The sequence below is a fragment of the Streptomyces hokutonensis genome (assembly GCF_000376565.1).
In the GTDB taxonomy this organism is placed as follows: Bacteria; Actinomycetota; Actinomycetes; order Streptomycetales; family Streptomycetaceae; genus Streptomyces; species Streptomyces hokutonensis.
In genome coordinates, this window is sequence record NZ_BARG01000087.1 from 1 (window position 1) to 13,962 (window position 13,962).

9 protein-coding genes are annotated in these 13,962 nt (G+C 69.3%); 6 read left to right on the forward strand and 3 right to left on the reverse strand.

All coding sequences use genetic code 11. The features are described from left to right. Positions 1–52: 52 nt before the first annotated feature. The 3 genes from SSP08S_RS44190 (at position 53) to holA (ending at position 2,230) form a co-directional block, all read left to right on the forward strand. Positions 53–859, forward strand: coding sequence for an arylamine N-acetyltransferase family protein (locus SSP08S_RS44190; RefSeq protein WP_019074067.1), 807 nt, complete (start codon positions 53–55; stop codon positions 857–859). Between the two features lie 28 nt (positions 860–887). Further along, the gene (locus SSP08S_RS44195) at positions 888–1,133 is read left to right on the forward strand and encodes a hypothetical protein (RefSeq protein ID WP_043260243.1); all 246 of its coding nucleotides are present in this window, start codon (positions 888–890) and stop codon (positions 1,131–1,133) included. A gap of 107 nt (positions 1,134–1,240) precedes the next feature. Continuing rightward, positions 1,241–2,230 carry a DNA polymerase III subunit delta gene (gene holA, locus SSP08S_RS44200; protein ID WP_200812020.1) on the forward strand — a complete coding sequence of 330 codons (990 nt, stop codon included), beginning with the start codon at positions 1,241–1,243 and terminating at the stop codon, positions 2,228–2,230. Between the two features lie 240 nt (positions 2,231–2,470). Here holA and rpsT read toward each other — a convergent pair whose 3' ends face one another. Beyond that, positions 2,471–2,737, reverse strand: coding sequence for a 30S ribosomal protein S20 (gene rpsT / locus SSP08S_RS44205; protein ID WP_019074070.1), 267 nt, complete (start codon positions 2,735–2,737; stop codon positions 2,471–2,473). A gap of 276 nt (positions 2,738–3,013) precedes the next feature. Between rpsT and lepA the strand changes: the two genes are divergently transcribed. Then, positions 3,014–4,888, forward strand: coding sequence for a translation elongation factor 4 (lepA, locus tag SSP08S_RS44210; RefSeq protein ID WP_019074071.1), 1,875 nt, complete (start codon positions 3,014–3,016; stop codon positions 4,886–4,888). Between the two features lie 227 nt (positions 4,889–5,115). Next, entirely contained in the window at positions 5,116–6,999 is a 1,884-nt protein-coding gene (locus SSP08S_RS44215) for an AMP-dependent synthetase/ligase (RefSeq protein WP_019074072.1), read from the forward strand. A 27-nt stretch (positions 7,000–7,026) separates the two neighbouring features. On the opposite strand, the gene SSP08S_RS44220 is transcribed toward SSP08S_RS44215, so the two are convergent. Beyond that, a complete protein-coding gene (locus SSP08S_RS44220; RefSeq protein WP_019074073.1) occupies positions 7,027–7,611 on the reverse strand; it encodes a response regulator in 585 nt (194 codons plus the stop codon). Positions 7,612–7,622: 11 nt separating this feature from the next. Then, entirely contained in the window at positions 7,623–11,753 is a 4,131-nt protein-coding gene (locus tag SSP08S_RS44225; protein WP_026179361.1) for a HAMP domain-containing protein, read from the reverse strand. A gap of 102 nt (positions 11,754–11,855) precedes the next feature. Here SSP08S_RS44225 and SSP08S_RS44230 point away from each other — a divergent pair, with 102 nt between their 5' ends. Further along, the gene (locus SSP08S_RS44230; RefSeq protein ID WP_026179362.1) at positions 11,856–13,766 is read left to right on the forward strand and encodes a SpoIIE family protein phosphatase; all 1,911 of its coding nucleotides are present in this window, start codon (positions 11,856–11,858) and stop codon (positions 13,764–13,766) included. Positions 13,767–13,962 lie beyond the last annotated feature (196 nt).

Here is a 13,962-nt window from a genome sequence, read left to right on the forward strand (position 1 = left end):
GTCGAGCCCAGCGGCACAGGCGCCGAGCCGCAGTCCGCGTGAGACTGGAGAAATGAATCCCGCACAGGTCGATGCCTACCTCCGCCGGCTGGGAGTCCCGCGCCCCGCGCTGCCCACCGCCGACGTTCTTCGCGAGTTGCATCTGCGCCATCTGCAGACCGTGCCGTTCGAGAATCTGTCGATTCATCTGGGAGAGGAGATCGTGCTGGAGGAGAAGCGGCTGCTGGACAAGGTCGTGGGCGGGGGCAGGGGCGGGTTCTGCTACGAACTGAACGGACTGTTCGGCGCGTTGCTCGCCGCGCTGGGGTTCGAGGTCGCGCTGCTGTCGGCGCGGGTGTACGGGGACGGCGGGCGCCTGGGAATCCCGTACGACCACCTCGCGCTGCGGGTGCGGACGGTGGAGGGGAGCGTGTGGCTGGCCGACGTGGGGTTCGGGACGCACAGCCACTATCCGCTGGCCTATGAGGAACGGGGTGAACAGGAGGATCCCGGCGGCACGTTCAGGGTCGCCGTGTCAGCCGGTGACGGGGACGTGGCGGAGACGGATCTGGACGTGGTCCGGAACGGAAAGCCCGAGTACCGGCTGGAGGTGCGGCCCCGGGTGCTCGGTGACTTCGTGGCCGGGGCGTGGTGGCACAGCACTTCGCCCGGGTCGCACTTCACCCGGTCACTGGTCTGCTCGCGGATCACGGAGGACGGAGGGAGGATCACGCTCAGCGGTCGCGGCCTGACGGTGACGGCGCCGGACGGGACCCGGGACGTGCGTGAACTGGCAACGGACGAGGAGGTGTTGGCGGTGTACCGGGAGCGGTTCGGGATCGAGCTGGGGTCGGTGCCGGCGGTGCGTGAGTTCGCGTGAGGGGGTTGTCGTACCGGAACATGTCCTCGTGAGCGATGTGAGACATGTGCTGGTGCTGCCCGACCGTGACGCGGCCGAGGAGGCGGCGGAGGTGCTGGGGGAGCGGTTCGCCCTCGACGAGGAACCGCAGTTGGTGCGGGACGCGCTGGCCGGCGAGGACGATGCCGAGGACGCGCAGTGGCTGCTGGTGCTGCGGGACGAGCGCGGACGGCTCGACCCCGGTGAGCTGGACGCGTTCGCGGGGGAGTGGGACGGCTGGCGCGAGGAGCCGTAGAGGAGCCGTAACGGTCACGAACCCACGCGCGGCCGACAGCACCCGCCCCCACCGCCCTCACCCGCACCCACCCCCCGTTGTCAGTGCCGCGTGCGATGCTTTACGAGATGGCCAAGAAGACTGCGAATGACGACCCTCTCGCCCCTGTGACGCTTGCCGTGGGCCAGGAGGACCTCCTGCTCGACCGTGCCGTGCAGGAGGTGGTGGCCGCCGCCAGGGCCGCCGACGCCGACACGGACGTACGTGACCTGACCTCGGACCAGCTGCAGCCCGGCACCCTCGCCGAGTTGACCAGCCCGTCGCTCTTCGCGGAGCGCAAGGTCGTGGTCGTACGCAACGCGCAGGATCTGTCGGCCGACACGATCAAGGACGTGAAGGGGTATCTCGGGGCGCCCGCCGAGGAGATCACCCTGGTGCTGCTGCACGCGGGCGGGGTCAAGGGCAAAGGGCTGCTCGATGCCGCGCGCAAGGCGGGTGCGCGGGAGGTGGCCTGTCCCAAGATGACGAAGCCGGCGGACCGGCTGGCCTTCGTGCGGAGCGAGTTCCGGGCGACCGGGAGATCGGCCACGCCGGAGGCCTGCCAGGCGCTCGTCGACTCCATCGGCAGCGATCTGCGGGAGCTGGCGTCCGCCGTCTCCCAGTTGGTCGCCGATGTCGAGGGGACCATCGACGAGGCGGTCGTCGGGCGGTACTACACGGGGCGGGCCGAGGCGTCGAGCTTCACGGTCGCGGACCGGGCCGTGGAGGGCCGGGCGGCGGAGGCGCTGGAGGCGCTGCGGTGGTCGCTGTCCACCGGGGTGGCGCCGGTGCTGATCACCAGTGCGCTGGCGCAGGGCGTGCGGGCGATCGGGAAGCTGTCGTCGGCGCGTGGCGGGCGGCCGGCGGATCTGGCGCGTGAGCTGGGGATGCCGCCCTGGAAGATCGACCGGGTGCGGCAGCAGATGCGGGGCTGGACACCGGACGCGGTCTCCGTCGCGCTGCGGGCGGTGGCCGAGGCGGACGCGGGAGTGAAGGGTGGTGGGGACGATCCGGAGTACGCGTTGGAGAAGGCGGTCGTCACGATCGCCCGGGCCGCTCGGTCCCGGGGACAGTCCTGACCCCCTGCCCTTCGGAGAGCGGCAGGAATTGGCGGACGGCGGACCCCCGGCCGGCACCCGCAGGCCGGCACTTGTGGGCGGATACAGCAATGCCCCCGAAGTGGGTCCGGGGGCACTGTACGTGGCGTGGCGACCACGATGTCTGTCCGTGAATCGAGGTAGAGGGCTCGACGTTGTCCTCACGGCGGATTGCTACTGGTCCGGTCCGCGCGAGCGCGGGCCGAGGCAAGTGCGGAAGGATCAGCCCTTGAGCGCGGTGACCTTGGAAGCAAGCGCCGACTTCTTGTTGGCGGCCTGGTTCTTGTGGATGACGCCCTTCGAGACGGCCTTGTCGAGCTGACGCGCGGCAGCGCGCTGGTACTCGGTGGCCTTCTCGACGTCACCCGCGGCAGCGGCCTCGCGGGCCTTGCGGATCGCGGTCTTCAGGGAGGACTTGACGGCCTTGTTGCGCAGCCGAGCCTTCTCGTTGGTCTTGATCCGCTTGATCTGGGACTTGATGTTCGCCACGAATGAGCCTTTGCAGGTTCTGGCACGGGGCCGCACGGGTCCCGGGCCGATGATTTTTCTTGGGGTGTGTCTCGTGCTGAGAGGGCAGGAGACACAGCCACCCAGGCTACCAGCAGCCAGCCGACCCACCCAAACGGGCTCCCGCGGCGCCACCGGTTACCGTCTCGCACCGGCCCAAACCGGACCGCACCTCCCACGCGTGGGACCATGGAGCCTACGTATCGATCCGACCCGAGACCGCAGACACTGCGGACGCCTCAAGAATCAGGACCCTGCGTGCCCGCGATCCCCAGCCATGTGCCCGAGCCGAGCCGTACCGACCCGGCGCTGATCCGCAATTTCTGCATCATCGCGCACATCGACCACGGCAAGTCCACGCTAGCCGACCGGATGCTCCAGCTGACCGGAGTGGTCGACCAGCGGCAGATGCGTGCTCAGTACCTCGACCGCATGGACATCGAGCGCGAGCGCGGCATCACGATCAAGTCCCAGGCGGTGCGTCTGCCGTGGGCCCCCACCGACGGGGGCGACGAGGGCACCACCCACATCCTCAACATGATCGACACCCCGGGGCACGTCGACTTCACGTACGAGGTCTCGCGGTCGCTCGCCGCCTGCGAGGGCACCGTGCTGCTGGTGGACGCCGCCCAGGGCATCGAGGCCCAGACCCTCGCCAACCTCTACCTGGCGATGGAGAACGACCTCACGATCATCCCCGTACTGAACAAGATCGACCTGCCGGCCGCGCAGCCCGAGAAGTTCGCGGAGGAGCTGGCGAACCTGGTCGGCTGCGACCCCGAGGACGTTCTCAGGGTCTCCGCCAAGACCGGGCTCGGTGTCGACGCGCTGCTGAACAAGGTCGTCAAGGAGGTCCCGGCGCCGGTCGGCAACGCGGACGCGCCCGCCCGCGCCATGATCTTCGACTCGGTCTACGACTCCTACCGCGGTGTCGTGACGTACATCCGGGTCATCGACGGACAGCTCAACAAGCGTGAGCGGATCCGGATGATGTCGACGAACGCCACGCACGAGCTGCTGGAGATCGGTACGAACTCGCCGGAGATGCTCGGGGCCGACGGGCTCGGGGTCGGCGAGGTCGGCTATCTGATCACGGGTGTGAAGGACGTCCGGCAGTCCAAGGTCGGTGACACCATCACCACCCTGAACAAGGGGGCGACCGAGGCGCTCGGTGGTTACAAGGACCCCAAGCCGATGGTCTTCTCGGGGCTGTATCCGCTGGACGGGTCCGACTACCCGGAGCTGCGCGACGCGCTCGACAAGCTCCAGCTCAACGACGCCGCTTTGGTGTACGAGCCGGAGACCTCGGCGGCGCTGGGCTTCGGTTTCCGCGTCGGCTTCCTCGGGCTGCTGCACCTGGACGTGATCCGGGAGCGGCTGGAGCGCGAGTTCGGCCTCGACCTCATCGCGACCGCGCCGAACGTGGTGTACCGCGTCGAGATGGAGGACGGCAGCGAGCATGTCGTCACCAACCCGAGCGAGTTCCCCGAGGGGAAGATCGACAAGGTCTACGAGCCCGTCGTGCGCGCGACGATCCTGGCGCCGTCGGAGTTCATCGGTTCGATCATGGAGCTGTGCCAGACCCGGCGCGGCACCCTGCTCGGCATGGACTACCTCTCCGAGGACCGGGTGGAGATCCGCTACACCCTGCCCCTCGCGGAGATCGTCTTCGACTTCTTCGACCAGCTGAAGTCGAAGACCCGCGGTTATGCCTCGCTGGACTACGAGCCCACCGGTGAGGTGGCCTCCAGTCTGGTCAAGGTCGACATCCTGCTGCACGGCGACAAGGTGGACGCCTTCTCGGCGATCACGCACAAGGACGCGGCGTACTCGTACGGCGTGCGGCTGGTCGCCAAGCTGCGGGAGCTGATCCCGCGGCAGGCCTTCGAGGTGCCCATCCAGGCGGCCGTCGGCTCCCGGGTCATCGCCCGCGAGACGATCCGCGCCATCCGCAAGGACGTCCTCGCCAAGTGCTACGGCGGTGACATCTCGCGGAAGCGGAAGCTGCTGGAGAAGCAGAAGGAGGGCAAGAAGCGGATGAAGATGGTGGGTTCCGTGGAGGTTCCGCAGGAGGCGTTCATCGCGGTGCTGTCCAGTGACGACAGCGGTGGCGGCGCCAAGGGCAAGAAGTAGCGGTCCCATACATCGGAATTCCGGAGCAAACCGAGGCGACCCCGGGGCCCGTCGTGCTGTGGCGCGGCGGGCCCCGCGTCCTGGCTCTGTAGGAAGCGACAGTCCGCCGCCCCTTACGCACCGGCCGGTCGCGCCTTACTCTGATCACTGCTCGATGGTTACTCGCGAGTTAAACAACAGCCGTAGCACTGAGCCAGCCGCACCGTCGCGGGCCCCCGGAGGATGTCGTGAGCGACACACAGACCCTGATCGAGAACCGTCCGCCGTCCGTCGCGGGCCTCTTCCTGGAGCGAGTGGCGGCCACGCCGGATACCGAGGCCTACCGTCACCCGGTGCCCGCGGCCTCCGGCGAGGGCCCCGACGACTGGAAGTCGCTGAGCTGGGCGCAGGCCGCCGAGCGGGTCTTCGCGATCGCGGCCGGTCTGATCGAACTGGGCGTACAGCCCGAGCAGCGCGTCGCGCTCGCGTCCGCCACCCGGATCGAGTGGATCCTCGCCGACCTGGGCATCATGTGCGCCGGCGCCGCCACGACCACGGTCTATCCGCAGACCAACGCGGACGAGTCGACGTTCATCCTCGCCGACTCCGGGAGCAAGGTCCTGATCGCGGAGGACGCGACGCAGCTCGCCAAGGCCGTGGAGAAGCGCGCCGAGCTGCCCGAGCTGACGCATGTCGTGGTCATCGACCCGGCCGGCGTCGACACCGCGGAGACCGGCGACTGGGTGCTGAGCCTGGCCGAGCTGGAGCAGCGCGGTGCCGCGTACCTGGAGAAGAACCCGGATCTGATCAAGGAGCGGATCGCGGGCATCACCAAGGACCAGCTCGCGACGATCATCTACACCTCCGGCACCACCGGCCGCCCCAAGGGCGTCCGGCTCCCGCACGACAACTGGTCCTACCTCGCGAAGGCCATCGCCGCGACCGGGCTGCTCGGCCCCGAGGACGTCCAGTACCTGTGGCTGCCGCTGGCGCACGTCTTCGGCAAGGTGCTCACGTCCGGCCACATCGAGATCGGGCATGTCACCGCCGTGGACGGCAGGCCCGAGAAGATCATCGAGCAGCTGCCGATCGTGCAGCCGACGTACATGGCGGCCGTTCCGCGCATCTTCGAGAAGGTCTACAACGGGGTCGCGGCCAAGGCGCGGGCCGGTGGCGCGGCCAAGTACAAGATCTTCCAGTGGGCGGCGGAGGTCGCCCGCGAGTACGCCAAGGTCACCCAGGACAACTTCCGCCGCACCGGTACGGCCACCGCGCCCTTCGGTCTCGCCGCGAAGCACAAGGTGGCCGACGCGCTGGTCTACGCGAAGATCCGCGAGGCCTTCGGCGGCAAGCTGCGCGCCTGTGTGTCGGGAAGCGCCGCGCTCTCGCCCGACATCGGCTACTTCTTCGCCGGCGCCGGCATCCACATCCTCGAGGGCTACGGCCTGACCGAGTCCTCCGCGGCCTCCTTCGTGAATCCGGGCGAGGCCTACCGCACCGGCACGGTCGGCAAGCCGCTGCCCGGCACGGAGGTGCGCATCGCGGACGACGGCGAGATCCTGCTGCGCGGCCCCGGCATCATGGAGGGCTACCACGGGCTGCCCGAGAAGACCGCCGAGGTCCTGGAGGCGGACGGCTGGTTCCACACCGGCGACATCGGCGAGCTGTCCCCGGACGGCTATCTGCGCATCACCGACCGCAAGAAGGACCTCATCAAGACGTCCGGCGGCAAGTACATCGCGCCCAGCGAGGTCGAGGGCCAGTTCAAGGCCGTCTGCCCGTACGTCTCCAACATCCTGGTGCACGGCGCCGACCGGAACTTCTGCACCGCGCTCATCGCCCTCGACGAACCGTCCATCCTGGACTGGGCGAAGGAGAACGGCCTCGAAGGCAGGTCCTACGCCGAGGTCGTCGCCGCCCCCGCGACGGTCGCCATGGTCGAGGCCTACGTCAAGGAGCTCAACGAGGGCCTCCAGCGCTGGCAGACCATCAAGAAGTTCCGCCTCCTCCCGCGCGACCTCGACGTGGAACACGGCGAGATCACCCCGAGCCTCAAGCTCAAGCGCCCGGTGGTGGAACGCGAGTACAAGCACCTGATCGACGAGATGTACGCGGGGTCACGCGAGGCGTAGCGGTTGTTGTCACCCGGGGGCACGGTCCTAACGGCTGTGCCCCCGGCGCATGTTCTGTACCAGCTGCTCCATCTGTCTTACCTGGTTGCCCAGTTCGCGCACTTCGTCCACCGTGCTGGCGGCCATCTGCGTCTCGATCTCCTTGAGCCGCGAGGCCAGTTCCTCGAACTGCCCCTGCTCCCGGGCCAGCATCCGCTCCAACAGCTGGTTCTTGCGGTGCAGTTCGAGGAAGACGGTCACCTTCGCCCGCAGCACCCACGGATCGAACGGCTTGGTCAGGTAGTCGGCGGCCCCCGTGGCGTAGCCGCGGAACGCGTACCCCGCGTCCGAGTCGCTGCCGGTCAGGAAGATGATCGGTACGTCCTTGGTCTGGTCGAGCCGTTTGATGTTGGCCGCGGTCTCGAACCCGTCCATGCCCGGCATGCGGATGTCCAGCAGGACGACGGCGAAGCGCTGCCGCAGCAGCGCCTTCATCGCCTCCTCGCCCGAACGAGCGCGTACCAGTGGCTCGTTGAGGGACCCCAGGACGGCCTCCAGCGCGAGCAGGTTGTCCTCCATGTCGTCGACCAGGAGGATGCTCGCGCGCTCGTCGGTCGTTGCCTCAGCGCTCATGATGACTGCCCTCACTCAGTCGTCGGCGGTATCGCCGTCTCCCCTGTACCCGCGTCCGTCCCCGCGATGTCCGTCTCGGCCTCGGGGTCCAGGAGGGCGCAGACGACGGTCAGCAGCTGGTCCACGTCCACCGGCTTGGGTACGTAGTCGTTGGCGCCCCGCGCGATGGACTTCTCCCGGTCGCCGGGCATCGCCTTGGCGGTGAGCGCGACGATGGGCAGGCCGGTCCAGCGCGGGGCGCGGCGGATGGCGGCTATGGTCTCGTAGCCGTCCATCTCCGGCATCATGATGTCCATCAGCACGAGTTCGACGTCGGGATTGCGCTCCAGGGTCTCGATGCCCTCGCGGCCGTTCTCCGCGTAGAGCACCGGCATGCCGACACGGCCCAGGACATGGGTGAGGGCGAAGACGTTGCGGATGTCGTCGTCGACGATCAACACCCGCCGCCCCGGCAGCACTTGACCGGCCCGGCCGGCCTTCCACGCCTCCAGTTTGGTGGGCGTCGGCCAGGAGTCGTCCACCTCGTGCCCGGTGAACGCCTCGGACGACAACTGCTCGGCCGCCGTGGGCAGTTCCTGGTCCTCGGTGGTTCGCCCGGTCGCCGCGTGGCCGGGGCTGACGACGGGGACGTACAGCGTGAAGGTCGAGCCGCTGCCCGGCTCGCTCTCCGCGACGATACGGCCGCCGAGCAGCCCGGCGATCTCCCGGCTGATCGACAGGCCGAGGCCCGTACCGCCGTACTTGCGGTTGGTGGTGCCGTCGGCCTGCTGGAACGCCTCGAAGATCACCGGGAGTTTCTCGGCGGCGATCCCGATGCCGGTGTCGGAGACGGCGAACGCGATGACCTCGTCGCTGTCGTGGGAGTAGCGGTGGTCGGGGTCCTTGACCCGGTTGACGCGGAGTTCGACCCGGCCGGTGGCGGTGAACTTGATGGCGTTGGACAGCAGGTTGCGCAGGATCTGCTGGAGCCGCTGCTCGTCCGACCACATCTCGCGCGGTACGTCCTCGCCGACCGAGACCTCGAAGGCGAGCCCCCGGTCCAGGGTGAGCGGGCGGAACGTGGCGTGGACGTAGTCGAGGAGCTTGATGAGGGGGAGGCGCTTGGGGCGTACGTCCATCCGGCCGGCCTCGATCTTCGAGAGGTCGAGGATGTCGTTGATGAGCTGGAGGAGGTCCGAGCCGGAGCGGTGGATCGTGGTCGCGAACTGCACTTCCTGGTCGGAGAGATGGCCGTCCGGGTTGTCGGAGAGCAGCCGGGCCAGGATCAGCAGCGAGTTGAGCGGGGTGCGCAGCTCGTGGCTCATGTTGGCCAGGAACTCCGACTTGTACTGGGAGCTGGTGGCCAACAGGGCCGCCTTCTCCTCCAGTTCGGCGTTGGAGCGCTGCAACTCGGCCTGCTGCTTCTGGAGTTCGTCCGAACGTTCCTGCAACTGCATCGCGAGCCGCTGGGACTCGCCGAGCAGGGACTCCGTGCGGGAGTTCGCGATGATGGTGTTGATCGCCACGCCGATGGTGTTCACGAACTGGTCGAAGAACGCGAGGTGGACGTCGGAGAAGCGGGAGAACGAGGCCAGTTCGATCACGCCGAGGAGCTTGTCCTCGAAGATGATCGGGATGATCACCACGCTCGCCGGGGCGGCTTCCCCGAGCCCGCTGTTGATCTTGATGTAGTCCGGCGGGGCCTCCTCGACCAGGATCCGCTTCTTCTCCCGCGCCGCCTGCCGCACCAGACCGTGCACCGGCATCCCGCCCGTGTCCACGGTCGCGCCCTGCGCCGATCCGTACCCGGCGATAAAGGCAAGTCCCTTGGCGGGGATGGCCGTTCGCAGACTGTCCTCGTCGGGATCGGCCAGGAAGAACGCCCCGTACTGCGCGTTCACCAGCGGTGTCAGCTCGCGCAGGATCAGGTCGGCGACCTCCATCAGGTCCCGGTGCCCCTGCATCAGCGCGGCGAGCCGGGCCAGGTTGGACTCCAGCCAGTCCTTCGCGCGGGTCGTCTCGCGGAGGTTGGCCACCATCAGGTTGATGTTGTCCTTGAGCTCGGTGACCTCGCCCTGGGTCTCCACCGTGATCGAGCGGGACATGTCGCCCTGCGCCACCGCGGAGGCCACCTCGGCGATCGCGCGGACCTGCGTGGTCAGGTTGAGCGCGAGTTCGTTCACATTGGTCGTCAGGCGCTTCCAGGTGCCGTAGACGCCCTCCACCCGTGCCTGGCCGCCGAGTTGGCCCTCGGAGCCGACCTCGCGGGCGACCCGGGTGACCTCGGAGGAGAAGGAGGAGAGGGTGTCGACCATCGTGTTGATGGTGGTCTTCAGCTCAAGGATCTCGCCGCGCGCGTCCACGTCGATCTTCTTCGACAGGTCGCCCTGCGCCACCGCCGTCGCGACCTGCGCGATGTTCCGGACCTGTGAAGTCAGGTTGTCGGCCATGTAGTTGACGTTGTCGGTCAGGTCGCGCCAGACGCCGGAGACGCCCAACACCTGGGCCCGGCCGCCGAGTCGGCCGTCGGTGCCGACCTCGCGGGCGACACGCGTGACCTCGTCGGCGAAGGCGCGCAGCTGCTCCACCATCGTGTTGACGGTGTCCTTCAGTTCGAGGATCTCGCCGCGCGCGTCGACGGTGATCTTCTTCGACAGGTCGCCGTTGGCCACGGCGGTCGTCACTTGGGCGATGTTCCGCACCTGCGAAGTCAGGTTCAGGGCCATGAAGTTGACGTTGTCCGTCAGGTCCTTCCAGACCCCGCTGACGCCCCGCACCTGCGCCTGCCCGCCGAGGTTGCCCTCCGTACCGACCTCGCGCGCCACGCGCGTCACTTCGTCCGCGAAGGCGGAGAGCTGGTCCACCATCGTGTTGATGGTCGACTTCAGCTCCAGGATCTCGCCCTTCGCCTCCACCGTGATCTTCTTGCCGAGGTCGCCCTGCGCCACAGCCGTCGACACCAGCGCGATGTTGCGGACCTGCGAAGTCAGGTTGTCCGCCATGAAGTTGACGTTGTCCGTGAGGTCCTTCCAGACCCCGGAGACCCCTCGCACCTGCGCGCGTCCGCCGAGGTTGCCCTCCGTGCCGACCTCGCGCGCCACGCGTGTGACCTCGTCCGCGAAGGCGGAGAGCTGGTCGACCATCGTGTTGATGGTCGACTTCAGTTCGAGGATCTCGCCCTGGGCGTCGACCGTGATCTTCTGCGAAAGGTCGCCGTTCGCCACAGCGGTCGTCACCTGGGCGATGTTGCGGACCTGCGAAGTCAGGTTCGACGCCATGAAGTTGACGTTGTCGGTGAGGTCCTTCCACACCCCGGACACGCCCCGCACCTGTGCCCGGCCGCCCAACTGGCCCTCGGTGCCGACCTCGCGGGCCACGCGTGTCACCTCGTCGGCGAACGCGGAGAGCTGGTCGACCATCGTGTTCACGGTGAGCTTCAGTTCGAGCAGTTCGCCGGTCGCCTCGACGGTGACGGTACGGGTCAGGTCGCCGCGCGCCACCGCCGTGGTGACGAGGGCGATGTCCCGCACCTGCGCGGTCAGCCGGGACGCCATCGTGTTGACCGCCTCGGTCACGTCCCGCCAACTGCCCGACAGGCCCTGCACCTTGGCGCGTCCGCCGAGCCTGCCCTCGGTGCCCACCTCGCGGGCGACCCGGGTCACCTCGCCGGTGAACAGGGAGAGTTGGTCCACCATCTTGTTCACCGTGCGGCCCAGCCGCCGTAGATCACCGCGCAACTGCCTGCTGCCGTCGTGCAGATCGACCCGCTGGGTCAGATCGCCGCCCGCCACCGCGTCCAGGACCCGGGTCGCGTTGGCGGCCGGGGCGACCAGGGCGTCGAGGAGCTGGTTGACGTCGTTGACGCGGGAGGTCCAGCCGCCCTGGCCGGGGCTGGCCGAGAGGCGCTCGTCGAGGCGGCCGTGGCGGATCAGCTCCCGTTTGACGCGCTGCGTCTCGGAGTTGAAATGGGTGCTGCGGTCCATGATCTGGTTGAAGGCGGCGGTCAGTTCGGCCACCAGGCCGTGACCCGTCTCCGGCGCCTTCGTGAAGTCGCCGTCCCGGGCCGCCGTCATCACGGCGAGCAGAGGGCGGAGGTCCGATGCTCGGATCCAGTCCTCTTTGTGTCCGTCTTCGAGCACACGCGTAGCACTGTTCTCACTCATGGCGGCCCACTTCGGTAACTCGGCGCTTATGGCCGCGGTCAGTCTGTCACTCTGTCCGCATCGACCGAGGCGAATTCGTCCGATCTGCTCGGGGAGCTGTGCATGGGGGCAATTCCGACGCAACGGGAGACCACTTCGCGTGCTCCCGACGCGCCCGCGCACCACGGCGCGGACCCGCGCACGACCATGCGCGCCACGCTCTCCGGAAGCCCCCTCGCGCCCGGCTCCGCCCGCGGCCTGGTCCGCGCCGCGCTCCGCGAATGGACCGAACTCGCCCTGCCCGGCACCGAACACCTCACCGACCGGCTCGCCGACGACGCGATGGTCGTCGTCAGCGAACTCGTCACCAACGCCGTCGTGCACGCGGGCACGGACGTCGAGTTGGTCTGCCGTCTTGAGGACACCCGGTCCGTCGTCGTGGAGGTCGCCGACCACCACCCCTCCCGCGCCCCGCGCGACAACAGTGGTGAACCCGCTTACGAGACACCGGAGTTCGGGCGCGGACTGCGGCTTGTCTCCACGCTCGCCGAGGCCTGGGGCGTCACCTACCGCACCGGAACCAAGACCGTGTGGGCCCGGCTGCCCGCCGAAGGCAGCCCGGCCGACGAGGAGTTGGAGGCGTACGGCGGTGAACGAGGCCTGCGCGTCGCCGAGATCCTCGCCCCCGAACCCCGGCGCGCCGAACGCGACCGCGACTGGCTCGGCCGCGGCGCCCTCTCCTTCCTCGCCGAGGCCTCCGACCTCCTCGCCGGACAGCTCGACGAGGACCTGGTCGCCGCGCTCGCCGGACAGCTGATCGTGCCGAGACTGGCCGACTGGTGCGCCGTATGGCTGGAGGACGAGTCGATGGGCCGCGGCGGCTGGGGCGAGGATGCCGGGGCCGGCGCCGGACCGCGTCTCGCCCGGGTCTGGCACGGCAGCGAGAACCGCATCGAGGAACTGCGCGGCGCCCTGGAGAAGCACCCGCCCCGCCCGCAGGACTCACTGCGGCCCGCGCCCTACCCCTGGCCCGGCGACTCCCTCGGCCCGCACGGCACCCACGGCGCGGCGCTCGCGTACCGGCTGATCGCGGGCGGCCGTCCGCTCGGCACGCTCGTCATCGGACGGTCCGGGCTGCCGTGCTTCCCCGACGAGGTCACCGGCCTGGTCGAGGACCTCAGCCGCCGGGTAGCGCTGGCGATCGGCGCGGCCCGCCAGTACGCCCGCCAGGCCACCATCAGCCGCGTCCTCCAGCGCGGCCTGCTGCCCGGCGCCGTCGCCGAGATCCCCGGCGTCCACAGCGCCCTCGTCTACGAGCCGTGCGACAAGGGCGGCCCCAGCGGCGACTTCTACGACCTCTTCCCGGCCGGCGACGGCCGCTGGTGCTTCGCCCTCGGCGACGTCCAGGGCAAGGGCCCCGAGGCCGCCGTGGTGATCGGCCTCGCCCGCCCCTGGCTGCGCCTGCTCGCCCGCGAGGGCTACGGCGTCGCCGACGTCCTCGACCGCCTCAACCAGCTCCTCCTCGACGACGCCACGGAAGCGGCCGACGCGGCGGCCCACGCCCTGGTCGCCGCGGGCGGCATGCCCGGCCCGGTCGGCGACGGCCCCCGCTTCCTCTCCCTCCTCTACGGCGAACTGGTCCCCTTCGACGGCGGCGTCCGCTGCACCCTCGCCTCCGCCGGCCACCCGCTGCCCCTGCTCCTCGGCCCGGACGGCACCGTCGCCACGGCCGCCCGCCCCCAGACCCTCCTCGGCGTCATCGAAGACGTCACCTACACCAGCGAGACCTTCGAACTACGCCCCGGCGACAGCCTGTTGTGCGTCACCGACGGCGTGACCGAGCGCCGCTCCGGCTCCATCCAGTTCGACGACGGCGACGGCCTCGCGACCGCACTCACCGGCTGCGCGGGCCTGAGCGCCGAGCTGATCGCGGAGCGGATCAAACGGCTGGTGCACGAGTTCGGGGGGCGTCCGCCGGAGGACGACCTGGCGTTGCTGGTGCTTCAGGCGGAGTCGGCGGGGCGGGTGGAGTAGCCGGTTGTGCGGGTGGTGGATGGGTGCCGGGTGCCGGTTCGACGACGGCGATGGCCTCGCGATCGCGCTTGCCTGGTCAGCGGGGCTGCGCGCCGGGCTGATCAAGTGGTTGGTGCATGAGTTCGGGGGCGTCCGCCGGAGGACGACTTGGCGTTGCTGGTGCTTCAGGCGGAGTCGGTGGGCGGGGTGGGGTAGC